Genomic DNA, 14,409 nt, shown 5'->3' on the forward strand with positions numbered 1-14,409 from the left:
TGGGGTGAGGGCAACAGGCTACTCGAGATCCCCCCCGTTACTCGCAATCACCTTCTTATACCACCAGAACGATTTCTTGCGCTTGCGCTCCAGCGTGCCGTTTCCGGCATCGTCGCGGTCAACGTAGACAAACCCGTAGCGCTTGCTCATTTCGCCCGTTGAGGCCGCCACCAGATCAATGCAGCCCCAGGTGGTATAGCCCATCAGCGGCACACCGTCCTCAATGGCATCGCCCATCGCGCGGATATGCTCGCGCAGATAGCTGATGCGGTAGTCATCGTTAATTTCGCCGTTTTCATCAATGACATCTTTTGCGCCGAGGCCGTTTTCCACCAGGAACAGCGGTTTCTGATAACGGTCGTACATCATGTTCATGGTGATGCGCAGGCCGAGCGGATCGATGCCCCAGCCCCATTCGCTCACCTGAATATGCGGGTTGCGCAGGGATTTGACGATGTTCGCCGCATTGGTATTGTTCGCATTCATATCGGCCGACGCGCAGCGTGAGGCGTAATAGCTGAACGACACAAAATCGACGGTGTTTTTCAGCAGTTCGTCGTCGCCCGGATCTTTCACAATCACCACCCCTTTTTCGCGGAACACGCGGGCGGAGTAGGCCGGATAGCTGCCGCGCGCCTGCACGTCGATAAAGAACAGGTTCTCGCGGTCCTTCTCCAGCGCCATCCATACGTCTTCCGGCTTGCAGGAGTAAGGGTAGAAATTCCCGCCCGCCAGCATGCAGCCGACCTGGTTTTCCGGGTTTACCTCGTGGGCGATTTTGGTCGCCAGCGCGCTTGCGACCAGCTCGTGGTGCGCGGCCTGGTATTTCACCTGATCTTCGTTTTCACCTTCTTCGAACACCAGCCCCGCGCCGGAGAACGGGCTGTGCAGCATGATGTTGATCTCGTTGAAGGTGAGCCAGTATTTCACCAGGCCGTTAAATTCTTCGAAACAGGTGCGGGCGTAGCGGGCGAAGAAATCCACCATCTTGCGGTTGCGCCAGGAGCCGTACTCCGTCACCAGATGCATCGGCACGTCGAAGTGGCACAGGGTGACCAGCGGCTCAATGTTGTACTTTTTGCACTCTTCAAACACCGCGCGATAGAAGGCAATGCCCTCTTTGTTCGGCAGCGGTTCGTCGCCGTTCGGGTAGAGGCGGCTCCAGGCAATCGAGGTGCGGAACACCGTAAAGCCCATCTCCGCCATCAGGGCGATGTCCTCTTTGTAGCGATGGTAAAAATCGATCGCCTCGTGGCTTGGGTAAAACTCGTCGTCACGCAGCGAAAAACGCTTTTCCTTACCAAGCTTCACCGCCAGGCGGTTTGCGCCGTGAGGGATCATGTCGACCGTAGTCAGCCCTTTGCCGCCTTCACGGTAAGCGCCTTCGCTCTGGTTGGCGGCAAGCGCGCCGCCCCATAAAAATCCTTGTGGAAAAACAGACATTTCTACCTCGTTATACGGTTAAACTTGTGCGGTTTTGGCCTGCACCGGCGCACTCTGCAGGGCGCGGGCTTTTTCAGCCTCGTCTTCGACCGGGATATCTTCAAAGCCTAATATCAGGGTCAGCACGAAGGAGAGCACGACCGCCAGCGCCATGACGCCGAATACCCAGACAATGGTCATCGGGTTGGCCGGATCGAAGAACTGCACGCTGGTAAACAGCCCCGGCGCCGCCATTGAGTGGCTGGCAAGCCCCGCAATACCGGCCACCGCACCGCAGATAAAGCCGCTAATCAGGCTGGCAATCAGCGGGCGTTTCAGGCGAACCGCCACGCCGTACAGCGCCGGTTCAGAGATGCCCGCCATGATGGCGGAAGCCGCCGCGGCCAGCGCCGTCTGGCGCAGCTCCGGGTTTTTCGTTTTCCATGCCACCGCCAGGGATGAACCGCCGAGCGACAGGTTGGCACCGATTTCCGACGGCATCACCATCCCCTCTTTACCCGTTTCGGCAATGGTCTGAATGATAGTCGGGGTAAAGACGCGGTGCATCCCGGTCATGACCAGCAGCGGCCAGAGCGCGCCCATGATCGCCACGGAGAGCCAGCCCAGATAGCCGTGGATGGTGTAGACCAGCGCGGAGATGGCGCTGCCGATCCAGATCCCCAGCGGCCCAATCAGCACGATGGCGAGCGGGGCGGCAATCAGCACGATCAGCATCGGCTTGAGGAAGTTTTTCGTCACCGCAGGCGTAATGCGATCCACCCAGCGTTCGATATACGACAGGCACCAGGTCATCACCAGCGCCGGGATCACGGTGTAGGTGTATTTCACCGCCGTCACCGGAATAAACGCGAATTCGACGTGCTCACCCTGCGCGGCTTTCGCCATCAGCTCGATAAAGCTCGGGTGCACCAGCACGCCTGCAATGGCGATCGCCAGCGACATGTTGGTTTTGAATTTCACGGCGGCAGATGCTGCCACCATCAGCGGCAGGAAGAAGAACGCCCCGTCGCCGATGACGGTCAAAATGGTGAGCGTCGGCGCGCCTTTCTCCAGCACGCCGGTCATCTCAAGGATCATCGCCAGCAGCTTGACCATCGAGCCGCCGATGATCGCCGGGATCAGCGGCGACATGGTGCCAATCAGCGCGTCGAGGATCCCGGCACCGATGCGGCGCAGGGTCAATTTCTGTGGGCCTTCCGGCACGGCAGGCTGCAGGTCGGTTGGCAGCAGGCTCACCACCTCACGGTACGCCTGAGAAACGGTATTGCCGATAATCACCTGGCACTGGTTGTCGTTACGTACCACGCCCAGTACGCCGCTGATATTTTTCAGGCGTGCGGTATCGGTAGCGGTTTCGTCTTTCAGGACGAAACGCAGTCGCGTCATGCAATGGGTGACGGCGACGATGTTGTCTTTGCCGCCAAGCGCGCTGACAACGTCTTGCGCCAGCGCGGCATAATTTTTGGCCATCGGATGTGATCCTGTTGTCGTTGTGAGAGTATGTAGGAAACCGGTTCCACATAATCATCATGAGTTTCTTTGAATGAAACAAGATCGCATTTTGACCATTTTTTCATTTCGTGATGGCGATCACCAGACGCTTCAAAAAGCGTGAGCGCGTCGTTGCGACAATTGTTTTGCAGTGCAGTACACTGCGTGCCATCAGTATGAAAGGGAATAACAACATGACCACGATGCTTGAAGTGGCGAAGCGGGCAGGCGTTTCGAAAGCGACGGTTTCCCGGGTGCTGTCGGGGAATGGCTATGTCAGCCAGGAGACCAAAGACCGGGTGTTTCAGGCCATCGAAGAGAGCGGCTATCGCCCCAATTTGCTGGCGCGCAACCTGGCGACCAAACGCACCCAGACGCTGGGACTGGTGGTGACCAACACCCTGTATCACGGTGTCTATTTTAGTGAGTTGCTGTTTCACGCCGCCCGCATGACGGAAGAGAAGGGACGGCAGCTGATCCTGGCGGACGGCAAGCACAGCGCCGATGAAGAGCGCGAAGCCATCCAGTACCTGCTTGATATGCGCTGTGACGCGGTCATTATCTATCCGCGTTTTCTGAGCGTGGAAGAGATGGACGAGATCGTCGAGAAATACGAGCAGCCGATCATGGTACTGAACCGTCGCCTGCGTAAAAACAGCAGCCACAGCGTCTGGTCAGATCATAAAGCCTCCTGTCAGGAAGCGGTGTCACAGCTGATTGAGAAAGGGCACCGTGACATTGCGTTTATCACCGGCTCGCTGGATTCGCCCACGGGCGTGGAGCGTCTCTCCGGCTACAAAGACGCCCTGGCGCAGCACCAGATCCCGCTGCGTCCGACGTTGATCGCCCACGGCAAATGGAACCCGGCCAGCGGAGCGGCGGCCGTGTCTGAGCTGCTCTCGCGCGGCGAAACCTTTACCGCGCTGGTGGCGAGTAACGACGATATGGCGATTGGCGCCATGAAACAGCTTCACGACAGCGGCGTCGCCACGCCTGATGCGGTGTCGGTGGTAGGCTTCGACGATGTGGCGATTGCGCCCTACATCATGCCCTCGCTCTCCAGCGTGCGTATTCCGGTTACGGAGATGATTAAAGAGACCATCAGCCGCCTGATTTTTATGCTCGACGGCGGCGAGTTTAAGTATCAGCAAACCTTCTCGGGTGAGCTTATCCTGCGCGACTCTGTCATCGACGGCCCGCACCGCTGATGTCGACAGCTGTCATCGTCAGAAGTGACGATGACAGCCCTGGCGTCATTTCCTAAATCACTATAAATCAAGGAGTTAAAAACTGGCACGGTTTATGAATATCTCCGCGCATGACTGTAATGCTGGAGAAGCAGATGAACCGTTTTATTATGGCTGATGCCAGTAAATGCATTGGCTGCCGTACCTGTGAAGTGGCGTGCGTGGTGTCTCATCAGGCGGAGCAGGATTGCGCTTCGCTTACGCCTGAGACCTTTTTGCCGCGGATCCACGTCATCAAAGGCGTGAATATTTCCACCGCCGCTATCTGCCGTCAGTGCGAAGACGCACCGTGCGCCAACGTCTGCCCGAACGGAGCAATCAAACGTGAAAAAGGCTTTGTGCATGTGATGCAGGCGCGCTGTATCGGCTGCAAAACCTGCGTGGTCGCCTGCCCGTATGGGGCGATGGAGGTGGTGGTTCGTCCGGTGGTCCGCAACAGCGGCATGGGGCTGAACGTGCGGGCGGAAAAAGCCGAAGCCAACAAATGCGATCTTTGTTATCACCGTGACGCCGGTCCGGCCTGTATGGAGGCCTGCCCGACACACGCGCTGGTTTGCGTGGATCGCGATAAGCTCGAGCAGATGAGCGCCGAAAAGCGCCGTCGCGCAGCGTTCGATACCACCTCATCTCTGCTGTTCTGATCCGTCATGGGCGGTAACGGCGTACAGTTGCGGGTGCGTGGCAAGGTGCAGGGCGTGGGCTTTCGGCCCTTCGTCTGGCAACTGGCTCAGGCGCTGCAGTTGACCGGCGATGTCTGCAACGATGGAGAGGGCGTGCTGGTGCGCCTCGCGGGTAATGGGGGGCATTTCACCGCGAGGCTGCGCCAGGACTGCCCGCCGCTGGCGCGCATCGAGAGTATCGACACGCAGCCGTTCCACTGGTCAACGCTGCCGGAGACATTCACCATTCGCCACAGCGCGGGCGGAGCAATGGACACCCAGATTGTACCGGATGCCGCCACCTGTCCCGCGTGCCTTGCGGAGATGAACGACCCCCACGAGCGCCGCTATCGTTACCCGTTTATTAACTGCACCCACTGCGGCCCGCGTTTTACCATTATCCGCGCCATGCCGTATGACCGCCCGGCCACGGCCATGGCGCCATTCCCGCTCTGCTCGCCGTGCGAAACGGAATACCGCAACCCTGCGGACCGACGTTTTCACGCCCAGCCGGTGGCGTGCCCGGACTGCGGCCCTGAGCTTGAGTGGCGTGCGGCCGATCGGGTTGTCACCCGCGAGCTGGCGCTGAACGCGGCGGTGCAGATGCTGAAAAACGGTGGCATCGTGGCTATCAAAGGGCTGGGCGGATTTCATCTGGCTTGCGACGCGCTTAACCCGCAGGCGGTGGCAATGCTGCGGGCACGTAAGCAGCGTCCGGGGAAACCGCTGGCGGTGATGATCCCGAACGCCGACGGCCTTCCGCAGCCGGTGCAAGCGCGGCTGCGCTCGCCTGCCGCGCCCATCGTGCTGATCCCCAAAGCCTGGCTGCCGGCCTTCCCGGACGACATCGCGCCGGGCCTGGATAGCCTCGGTGTGATGCTCCCGGCCAATCCGCTGCACCATTTGCTGATGCAGGAGACGCAACGCCCGCTGGTGATGACCTCCGGCAACCTCAGCGGCAGACCGCCTGCCATCAGTAATCCCCAGGCGCTGGAACAGCTCGCAGAGATCGCTGACGGTTTTCTGCTCCATAACCGCGACATCCTGCAGCGGATGGACGATTCCGTGCTGGATCAGGACGGGGCCATGCTGCGTCGGGCGCGTGGTTTCGTGCCGGATGCCATCACGTTACCTGCCGGTTTTAGCTCTGTTCCCTCTATTCTGGCGACCGGTGCCGACATGAAGAATACCTTCTGTCTGGTGCGCGGTAACCAGGCGGTGCTGAGCCAGCATTTTGGCGATCTCAGTGACGACGGTGTCGAGGCCCAGTGGCGTTCAGCACTGTCGTTGATGCAGCAGATCTACGCCTTTCAGCCAGAGCGGCTGGTGTGCGATGCCCATCCTGGCTATCACGCCCGGCACTGGGCACAGGAGCAGGCGCTGCCGGTCGATACCGTACTGCATCATCACGCGCATGCCGCGGCCTGCCTTGCCGAAAACGGCTGGCCGCTCGACGGTGGCGACGCCATCGCCCTGACGCTGGACGGGATCGGCATGGGCGAGCACGGCGCGCTGTGGGGCGGGGAGTGTCTGCGGGTGAACTACCTTGAGTGCGAGCATCTGGGCGGCCTGCCCGCCGTGGCGATGCCGGGCGGCAATCTCGCGGCCATGCAGCCCTGGCGAAATCTGCTGGCACACTGCCTGGCGTTTGTTCCTGACTGGCAACGCTACCCGGAAACCCGTGCCGTACGTTCGCAAAACTGGCCGCTTTTAGCGACCGCCGTTCAGCGCGGCCTTAACGCGCCGCTGGCGTCGTCCTGCGGGCGGTTGTTTGATGCGGTGGCCAGTGCTCTGGGTATTGAAACACAACGCTATGAAGGCGAAGCCGCCTGCAGGCTGGAGGCGCTGGCCGAGCAGTGCCCGGGTGTTGAGCACCCGGTGACGCTTCAGGTTGAAAACCTTGCGCTCTTCTGGCGGCAGTGGCTGGCCTGGCAGGCGCAACCCTGTGAGCGCGCGTGGGCCTTTCACGATGCGCTGGCAAAAGGGCTGGCGGCGTTAGCCCGACACCATGCCCGACGCCTGTCGCTCTCTACCGTCTGTTTCAGCGGCGGCGTGTTGCATAACCGCCTGCTGCGGGCGCGTCTGCGTGCACACCTCTCTGATTTCACGCTTCTTTTTCCCCATCATCTGCCTGCGGGTGACGGGGCTATCTCCTTCGGGCAGGCGGTGGTTGCCGCAGCCCGGTCATGTTCAAAAAGGATGTAAAATGTTACGACGCTTACGCAATGAACCTCGCGCCGCGCTCCTGCTGCTGGCGCTGGTAATGGCTAATCTTCTGGCGTGGGGCTGGGCGTGGAACGCCTTTAGCGGCAGTTCTGCGTTAATGGCCGCAAGCCTGCTTGCCTGGTGTTACGGACTACGTCACGCGGTGGATGCTGACCACATCGCGGCCATTGATACCGTGACACGCAAGATGATGCAGCAGGGCAAGCGCCCCTCTGGTGTCGGGGCGTGGTTCTCACTGGGGCACTCCACCATTGTGGTGCTGGCCTCCATCGCCATTGCCGCGACGGCGACCGCGTTTCAGAAAAATATGGCCTGGTTTCATGAAACCGGCAGCCTGATTGGCACGGCCGTCTCCGCGACGTTCCTGCTGGCGATGGCGTTAGTCAATATGGTGATTTTGCGCGGTGTCTGGCGCAATTTTCAGGCGCTGAAAAACGGGCAGGCGGTGCAGGGAGACATCTCCCTCCCGGCGCAGGGCGGAGTAATGAACTGGCTGTTTGGCGCGACTTTCCGCCTGGTCAACAAAAGCTGGCAGATGTATCTGGTCGGTTTTCTGTTCGGGCTTGGTTTTGATACCGCCACCGAAATCGGCGTGCTCGGGATCTCTGCCGCCAGCGCCTCAAACGGCATGTCGGTGTGGTCAATCATGATCTTCCCGGCGCTTTTCGCCAGCGGCATGGCGCTGGTGGATACCCTCGACAACCTGTTGATGGTGGGGGCTTACGGTTGGGCATTTAACAAGCCGCAGCGCAAGCTCTACTACAACATGACCATTACCGGTACCTCTGTGGTGGTGGCGGTGTTTATCGGCGGGCTGGAAGCGCTGGGGCTGCTGATGGATAAATTTGCCCTCAGCGGCGGCATCTGGGATCGCATTGGTGCCGTCAACGATAACCTCGGCAACGCCGGTTTTGTGGTGGTTGGGCTGTTTGTCGCCTGCTGGCTGATCTCCATGATCAACTACCGCTGGCGAGGCTACGACGCGCTGGTCATACATTCCTGAGCGCTGCGCTAAAACCATTGTGTTTGAGGGGTAAAATCGCCATGATGTCGTTCCGGTAAAGCGAAGCAGGGTGCCGTTTTGCTGGAAAAATGGAATGCATATCTTGCTGTTTATGAAGGTTTTTAGGCTTTTATATTCAGTCAAATAATAAGTTAAGGACAGATGGCGATGATTTACCTCTTTTGTATTTATCTTGCTAATAGATTGCGTAAAAAAAAGCCCCGGGACATCGGGGCTGCGGATAATAAAATCCCAGGGTTAAGTAAGCGTGGTAAAAGGTTAAGGGTTAAGCGGGCAGCGATTTCAGTAGCGCGAAAGCCTCCTTCATCCGATCTTCGCTAACCACGAAGGCGCGGAGCTGGCCATCGGCGTCAGAGCCGCGCGCGACCATTCCCTGAGCTTCCACAGCGATCTGCCAGTTCAGATCCTGGCGCTGGGTTTCACCTGCCAGATGCAGCGGTAACGCTGGCGTTTTCACCTTCACCAGCATGGCCGGTAATTTCAGCGGCGCGCTGTTGCCGAGCAGGTTTTTTGCCAGATACATGGCGCTAAGCTGGATCGGCTGCAGGAAAGGCAGTACCTGGCCGTTGATTTCCGCGCAGTCCCCCAGGGCGTAAATGTCGGGTTGCGTGGTTTGCAGGTAGCTATTCACCTTCACGCCACGGCCTGTTTCAGCGCCTGCGCGGTGCGCCAGCGCCGTTTCCGGGCGCAACCCCGTCGCGGCAACCACCACATCGACTTCCAGGCTGCGATTGCAGTCAAGCGTCGCGCGAATGCCGCCTTCGGTTTCGGTCAGATGTTGCAGTTGCGATTTCAACAGCAGATGCACGCCCATGGCGGTCAGACGGTGCTGTAAGCGACTGCTTACTTCTGCAGGCATCAAGGCCGACAGAATGCTTGCCGCGTGGTCGACCAGGGTGACGGCTTTACCCGCCCGACAAAAATCCATTGCCAGCTCGGTGCCAATCAAACCGCCGCCAACAATCATTACCCGTTTTGCATCACGAAGCTTCGTTTCGCTGGCCCGATACTCCTGCTGGCTGTTAAGCGTCATCATCAGCTCGCGGCCGGTAACCGGCGGCACGAACGCAGAGGCCCCCGTCGCCAGCACCAGCTTGTCGTACTGCCAGGTTTTATCTTTCGCTTTTACCACGTGGGCATCGGCGTCGATATCGGTGACCCAGGTGTACGGAAACAGACGCAGGTTGAACTGCTCCGCGAACTCCCCCGCCGTCTGGCGGGTGAGATCGTCGGCGCGCTGGTTCAGGCTAATCACATGGCTTAAATCGGGCTTGTTGTACTCGTCCATGCTGTCGGCCGCGATCATCGTCAGCGGCACGTTAGCGTCCTGTTTGCGGATATTTTTCACCAGCTGGCGGGCGGCAAAGCCCGAGCCGATGATGACGATACCGTTGCTCATTTTGCCTCCGTTGCCAGTTCGTCAAAGACGTCTTTTCCGAGGGAACATTCCGGGCAGAGGAAGTTGTCCGGCACCTCACTCCATGGCGTACCTGGAGCCACGTCCTGCAACGGCTCGCCCAGTTCCGGGTCGTAGATCCACTGGCAGACGCTGCACTGCATGCGTGGACCGAGATCGGCGCTGGCTGCCCCGGCACAGGTTTGCGGCTGTTCGGCGGGGAGTGCTGCGGCCTCAGGAAGCGGTGCAAGCGCCCACTGACGAGCAATATCGCGGCCGTGCTGACGACAGACTTCCAGCGCGTCAAGATCCGGGCGCCATTTGGCCTTCAGGCTCATGGACATCTCAAAACCGGCATCCTGCAGGCGGGTGGAGAGACGATCTACCGCGCCGCCGCTCCAGCCGTGGGAGCCAAAGGCGCTGGCACGTTTGTTACGGAAGCGCAGGCCGGTCATCTCTTCCACCAGGCCAGCAATTTTCGGCATCATCACGTTGTTCATGGTGGAGGTGCCCACCAGCACGCCCTTAGAGCGGAAGACGTTGGTGAGGATCTCGTTTTTATCGCTGCGCGCCACGTTGAAGATTTTCACCGCCACGTTCGGGTCCACCTCGTTGATACCCTGGGCGATGGCGTCCGCCATCATGCGGGTGTTGTTGGACATGGTGTCGTAGAAAATCGTGATGCGGTCTTCCTGATAATCCGCCGCCCATTTCAGGTACAGCTCAACGATCTGGGTGGGGTTTTCACGCCACACCACGCCGTGGGAGGTGGCAATCATATCCACCGGCAGGTTGAAGCCGAGGATCTCGGTGATTTTGGGCGTCACCAGACGGCTGAACGGAGTCAGGATGTTGGCGTAGTAGCGCTGGCACTGTTCAAACAGCTCGGTCTGATCCACTTCATCGTTAAACAGGCGCTCGTCGCAGTAGTGCTGACCAAAGGCGTCGTTGCTGAACAGCACCGCGTCGCCGGTCAGGTAGGTCATCATGCTGTCCGGCCAGTGCAGCATCGGGGTTTCTACGAAGATCAGCTGTTTACCGTTACCGATATCCAGCGTGTCGCCGGTTTTCACGGTGTGGAAGTTCCACTCCGGATGGTGATGGTGACCGTTGATGGAGTCGATGGCGTTGGTGGTGCAGTAGATCGGGGTATCCGGAATGTGGGACATCAACTCGGTCAACGCCCCGGCGTGATCCTCTTCCGCGTGGTTGATGATGATGTAGTCGATGTCGTTCAGATCGATTTCACTGCGCAGGTTCTGCACGAACTCGCGGCTGAATTTATGATCGACGGTATCGATCAGCACGTTTTTACCTTCACGAATGAGATAGCTGTTATAGCTGCTGCCGCGCAGCGTTTTATATTCCGTTCCGTGAAAATCACGCACTTCCCAGTCACGTTGACCAACCCAATGAATGTTATTTTTAACCAGAATAGACATAGCAACCTCAAATAATACGGCGTGTTGAAAAAGTTGTGTTGTCTATATCAACTTGCGTGCCAACTTTTATTTTATTGATTTTTATGCATTAAATTTTTTATGCCCCCGAATGGGTAGTCATTATGACTATCGTTAAAGATGTCAATATGACACTATGTATTGTCAAAATGACAGCGAGGCAGACATGAGCTTTTCCGTAGACGTGCTGGCGAAAATCGCCATTGAACTGCAAACCGGCATCGGGCATCAGGATCGTTTTCAGCGGCTGATCTCCACGCTGCGCCGCGTGCTGGACTGCGATGCTTCGGCGCTGCTGCGCTACGAGGGACGGCAGTTTATTCCGCTGGCCATCGACGGGCTGGCGCAGGACGTGCTCGGGCGACGCTTTACGCTGGAAGGCCACCCGCGGCTGGAGACCATCGCCCGGGCGGGTGACGTAGTGCGTTTTCCGGCAGACAGCGATCTGCCCGACCCGTACGACGGCCTTATACCCGGACAGGAGAGCCTGAAGGTGCACGCCTGTATCGGCCTGCCGCTGTTTGCCGGACAAAACCTGATTGGGGCGCTGACCCTCGACGGCATGTCGCCGGACCAGTTCGATACCTTCAGCGACGAAGAGCTGCGCCTGATTGCGGCCCTGGCGGCCGGGGCGCTGAACAATGCTCTGCTGATTGAACAGCTGGAGAGCCAGAATATTCTTCCCGGCAGCCCGGCGGCGTTTGAACAGGTCGCGCATACGGAGATGATTGGCCTCTCGCCAGGCATGGTGCAGCTCAAAAAAGAGATTGAGATCGTCGCGGCATCCGATTTGAACGTGCTGATCTTCGGTGAGACCGGCACCGGTAAAGAGCTGGTGGCGAAATCCATTCACGAAGCTTCACCGCGTGCGGCCAACCCGCTGGTCTACCTTAACTGCGCCGCACTGCCGGAAAGCGTGGCGGAAAGCGAGCTGTTTGGTCACGTCAAAGGGGCATTTACCGGGGCCATCAGCAACCGCAGCGGCAAGTTTGAAATGGCCGATAACGGCACGCTGTTCCTCGATGAAATAGGCGAGCTTTCGCTGTCGCTGCAGGCCAAGCTGCTGCGCGTATTACAGTACGGTGATATTCAGCGCGTGGGAGACGACCGCAGCTTACGGGTCAACGTGCGCGTGCTGGCGGCAACCAACCGCGACCTGCGCGAAGCGGTGCTGAACGGCAATTTCCGCGCCGATCTGTTCCATCGTCTGAGTGTTTTTCCGCTTACCGTGCCGCCGCTGCGCGAGCGTGGGGACGATGTGGTGCTGCTGGCGGGTTTTTTCTGCGAACAGTGTCGGCTCAAAATGGGCTTGTCGCGCGTGGTATTAAGCCCGGGGGCGCGAAGCCATCTGCTGACCTACGGCTGGCCGGGTAATGTACGCGAGCTGGAGCACGCCATCCATCGCGCGGTGGTGCTGGCGCGGGCGACGCGCTCGGGGGATGAAATCGTGATTCATGCGCGCCATTTTGCCCTGCATGATGAAAATATACCGTCCGTGAAGCCCGCTGCGCCTGAAAGCGTGAACGAGAATCTTCGTGAAGCGACGGAAGAATTTCAGCGTCAGATGATTACCCGCGCGCTGGAACAGAACAACCGCAGTTGGGCGGCGTGCGCGCGGGCGCTGGAAATGGACGTCGCCAACCTGCACCGGCTGGCGAAGCGTCTGGGACTGAAGGGTTAAATAATGCCAGCCTGGTAGAAATCCTGCAGGTTGATGGCGCCGCACAGGCGGCCAGCGTCATCCACCACCGGCGCGGCGGTGATTTTACGTTTCATCAGCACCTCTTTGGCTTCAATGGCGCGGCTGTTGGCATTCAGCGTTAACCCGCCAGAGGTCATCGCTTCTGAAACGCGTGCCTCCAGCTTACCGCCGCCCACCAGCCAGCGGCGCAGGTCGCCGTCGGTAAAGACGCCTTTAACCTGGCGCGTATCGTCGCATACGGCGACCAGCCCCAGCCCGGTGCGGCTCAGCTCCAGCATCGCGTCCATCACGCTGGTATCGAGTTTGACCTGCGGGATGGCATCGCCAGAGCGCATCAGGTGGTGAACATTATTCAGCAGCCGTGCGCCGAGCGCCCCGGCAGGGTGTGAACGGGCGAAATCTTCTTCATTGAAACCGCGCGCCTGCATCACCGCCATTGCCAGCGCGTCGCCCATCATCAGGGTGTTGACGGTGCTGGAGGTGGGGGCGAGGTGCATCGGGCAGGCTTCGCGCTCCACGGCAATATCCAGCACCGCTTTGGCCGCCAGCGCCAGCGGCGAACGGGATTTACCGGTCATGGCCAGCAGGGCGATCGATTTTTCCTGCAGGCGCGGGATGATGAGGTCCAGCTCTTTGGCCGAGCCGGAGTAGGAGATAAACAGCATCACGTCACGGCTTTCAATCATCCCCAGATCGCCGTGCAGGGCTTCAGCCGGGTGCACGAAGAACGCCGGTGTCCCGGTGCTCGCCAGCGTTGCGGCAATTTTTTTGCCGATGTGGCCGGACTTGCCGATCCCGGAGACAATCACTTTGCCTTTACACTGGATGATGGTGTTGGCGGCGCGGACAAAATCGTCGCCCAGCCGTTCCGGCAGGCGGCTGGCCTCCTGTAGCTCCAGCATCAGGGTCTGACGGCCTGCGTTTAACAGAAAATCACTCATCTTTTTCTCCCGTTACGATCACATCGATGCCTTTCTCTTCCAGCGCTTTTTTGAACGCCGGATCGATCCCTGCGTCGGTAATCAGCGTATCGACGCTTTCAAGGCTACAGACTATGTTGGGGCTTTTACGGCCAAACTTCGAGGAGTCCGCCATCAAAATCACCTCCCGGGCGGCGTTGCACATGGCTTTACTGACGCTGAACACCTCGTTGAACGTAGTAACACCGGCGTTCAGGTCGATGCCGTCGGTGCCCATAAACAGTTTGTCAAAGCTGAAGTGCTCGAAGGCGTTTTCCGCCAGCTGGCCGTGAAAGGACGCCGATTTTTTACGGAAGGTACCGCCGGGCATCAGAATGGTTTGTTCGCTGTCGAACTCTGCCAGGGCGTTGACGATGTGCAGGCTGTTGGTCATCACCGTGATGTTGTTAAAGCGGTTGAGCAGCGGGATCATCTGCAGGACGGTGCTGCCCGCATCAAGAATAATGGAGTCACCGTCATGGATAAATTTCACGGCGGCTTCGGCAATCAGCGCTTTCTGGTGGGTGTTGATCAGCGTTTTGTGATCGATAGGCGGGTCGGCTTCATCTTTGTTGAGCATCACCCCACCGTAGGTTCGAATGACCGCGCCTGCGTTTTCGAGCAATACCAGGTCCTTGCGTATAGTTGTGCCGGTGGTGTCAAAGTAGTGGGCCAGCTCTTCTACCGAGCATTTTCCCTGCTTTTGCAGATGCTCAAGAATGGCCGCCTGCCGCTGACGAGGTTTCATAGGCGCTTCGTTCCTTACGTTGCGAAATGATAATTTCGCAAGCTTATCGCGTTC

The 14,409-nt window shown here is 58.9% G+C and carries 11 protein-coding genes; 5 read left to right on the forward strand and 6 right to left on the reverse strand.

The annotated features are described in order from the left end of the window. Nucleotides 1–18 precede the first annotated feature (18 nt). Entirely contained in the window at nt 19–1,443 is a 1,425-nt protein-coding gene (locus PUZ33_RS06055) for a 6-phospho-beta-glucosidase (protein ID WP_020689272.1), read from the reverse strand. A gap of 18 nt (nt 1,444–1,461) precedes the next feature. Then, a complete protein-coding gene (ascF, locus tag PUZ33_RS06060; RefSeq protein ID WP_013098459.1) occupies nt 1,462–2,913 on the reverse strand; it encodes a PTS cellobiose/arbutin/salicin transporter subunit IIBC in 1,452 nt (483 codons plus the stop codon). Between the two features lie 215 nt (nt 2,914–3,128). Between ascF and PUZ33_RS06065 the strand changes: the two genes are divergently transcribed. The 4 genes from PUZ33_RS06065 to PUZ33_RS06080 all read left to right on the forward strand — a co-directional run bounded on the left by PUZ33_RS06065 (nt 3,129) and on the right by PUZ33_RS06080 (nt 8,069). After that, nucleotides 3,129–4,142, forward strand: a complete 1,014-nt coding sequence (locus PUZ33_RS06065) for a LacI family DNA-binding transcriptional regulator (protein ID WP_058680988.1) — start codon at nt 3,129–3,131, stop codon at nt 4,140–4,142. A gap of 134 nt (nt 4,143–4,276) precedes the next feature. Then, nucleotides 4,277–4,822, forward strand: coding sequence for an electron transport protein HydN (gene hydN / locus PUZ33_RS06070; protein ID WP_014833044.1), 546 nt, complete (start codon nt 4,277–4,279; stop codon nt 4,820–4,822). Nucleotides 4,823–4,828: 6 nt separating this feature from the next. After that, nucleotides 4,829–7,045 carry a carbamoyltransferase HypF gene (hypF, locus tag PUZ33_RS06075; protein WP_058680923.1) on the forward strand — a complete coding sequence of 739 codons (2,217 nt, stop codon included), beginning with the start codon at nt 4,829–4,831 and terminating at the stop codon, nt 7,043–7,045. A gap of 1 nt (nt 7,046) precedes the next feature. Continuing rightward, on the forward strand, nt 7,047–8,069 hold the full coding sequence (locus tag PUZ33_RS06080; protein WP_062676661.1) for a HoxN/HupN/NixA family nickel/cobalt transporter: 1,023 nt from the start codon (nt 7,047–7,049) through the stop codon (nt 8,067–8,069). Nucleotides 8,070–8,355: 286 nt separating this feature from the next. Here PUZ33_RS06080 and norW read toward each other — a convergent pair whose 3' ends face one another. Further along, nucleotides 8,356–9,489 carry an NADH:flavorubredoxin reductase NorW gene (gene norW, locus PUZ33_RS06085; protein ID WP_062676660.1) on the reverse strand — a complete coding sequence of 378 codons (1,134 nt, stop codon included), beginning with the start codon at nt 9,487–9,489 and terminating at the stop codon, nt 8,356–8,358. Beyond that, entirely contained in the window at nt 9,486–10,928 is a 1,443-nt protein-coding gene (norV, locus tag PUZ33_RS06090; protein ID WP_013098452.1) for an anaerobic nitric oxide reductase flavorubredoxin, read from the reverse strand. Before norV ends, norW begins: the two co-directional genes overlap by 4 nt. Before the next feature lie 184 nt (nt 10,929–11,112). On the opposite strand from norV, the gene norR reads away from it, so the two are divergent. Beyond that, nucleotides 11,113–12,627, forward strand: coding sequence for a nitric oxide reductase transcriptional regulator NorR (gene norR / locus PUZ33_RS06095; RefSeq protein ID WP_058680920.1), 1,515 nt, complete (start codon nt 11,113–11,115; stop codon nt 12,625–12,627). On the opposite strand, the gene gutQ is transcribed toward norR, so the two are convergent. Then, nucleotides 12,624–13,589, reverse strand: a complete 966-nt coding sequence (gene gutQ, locus PUZ33_RS06100; protein ID WP_058650467.1) for an arabinose-5-phosphate isomerase GutQ — start codon at nt 13,587–13,589, stop codon at nt 12,624–12,626. The two genes, norR and gutQ, sit on opposite strands and share 4 nt — an antisense overlap. Beyond that, nucleotides 13,582–14,355 carry a glucitol operon DNA-binding transcriptional repressor SrlR gene (srlR, locus tag PUZ33_RS06105; RefSeq protein ID WP_013098449.1) on the reverse strand — a complete coding sequence of 258 codons (774 nt, stop codon included), beginning with the start codon at nt 14,353–14,355 and terminating at the stop codon, nt 13,582–13,584. Before srlR ends, gutQ begins: the two co-directional genes overlap by 8 nt. Nucleotides 14,356–14,409: the final 54 nt, after the last annotated feature.

The sequence above is a fragment of the Enterobacter cloacae complex sp. 2022EL-00981 genome (assembly GCF_028737495.1).
Lineage (GTDB): Bacteria > Pseudomonadota > Gammaproteobacteria > Enterobacterales > Enterobacteriaceae > Enterobacter > Enterobacter cloacae.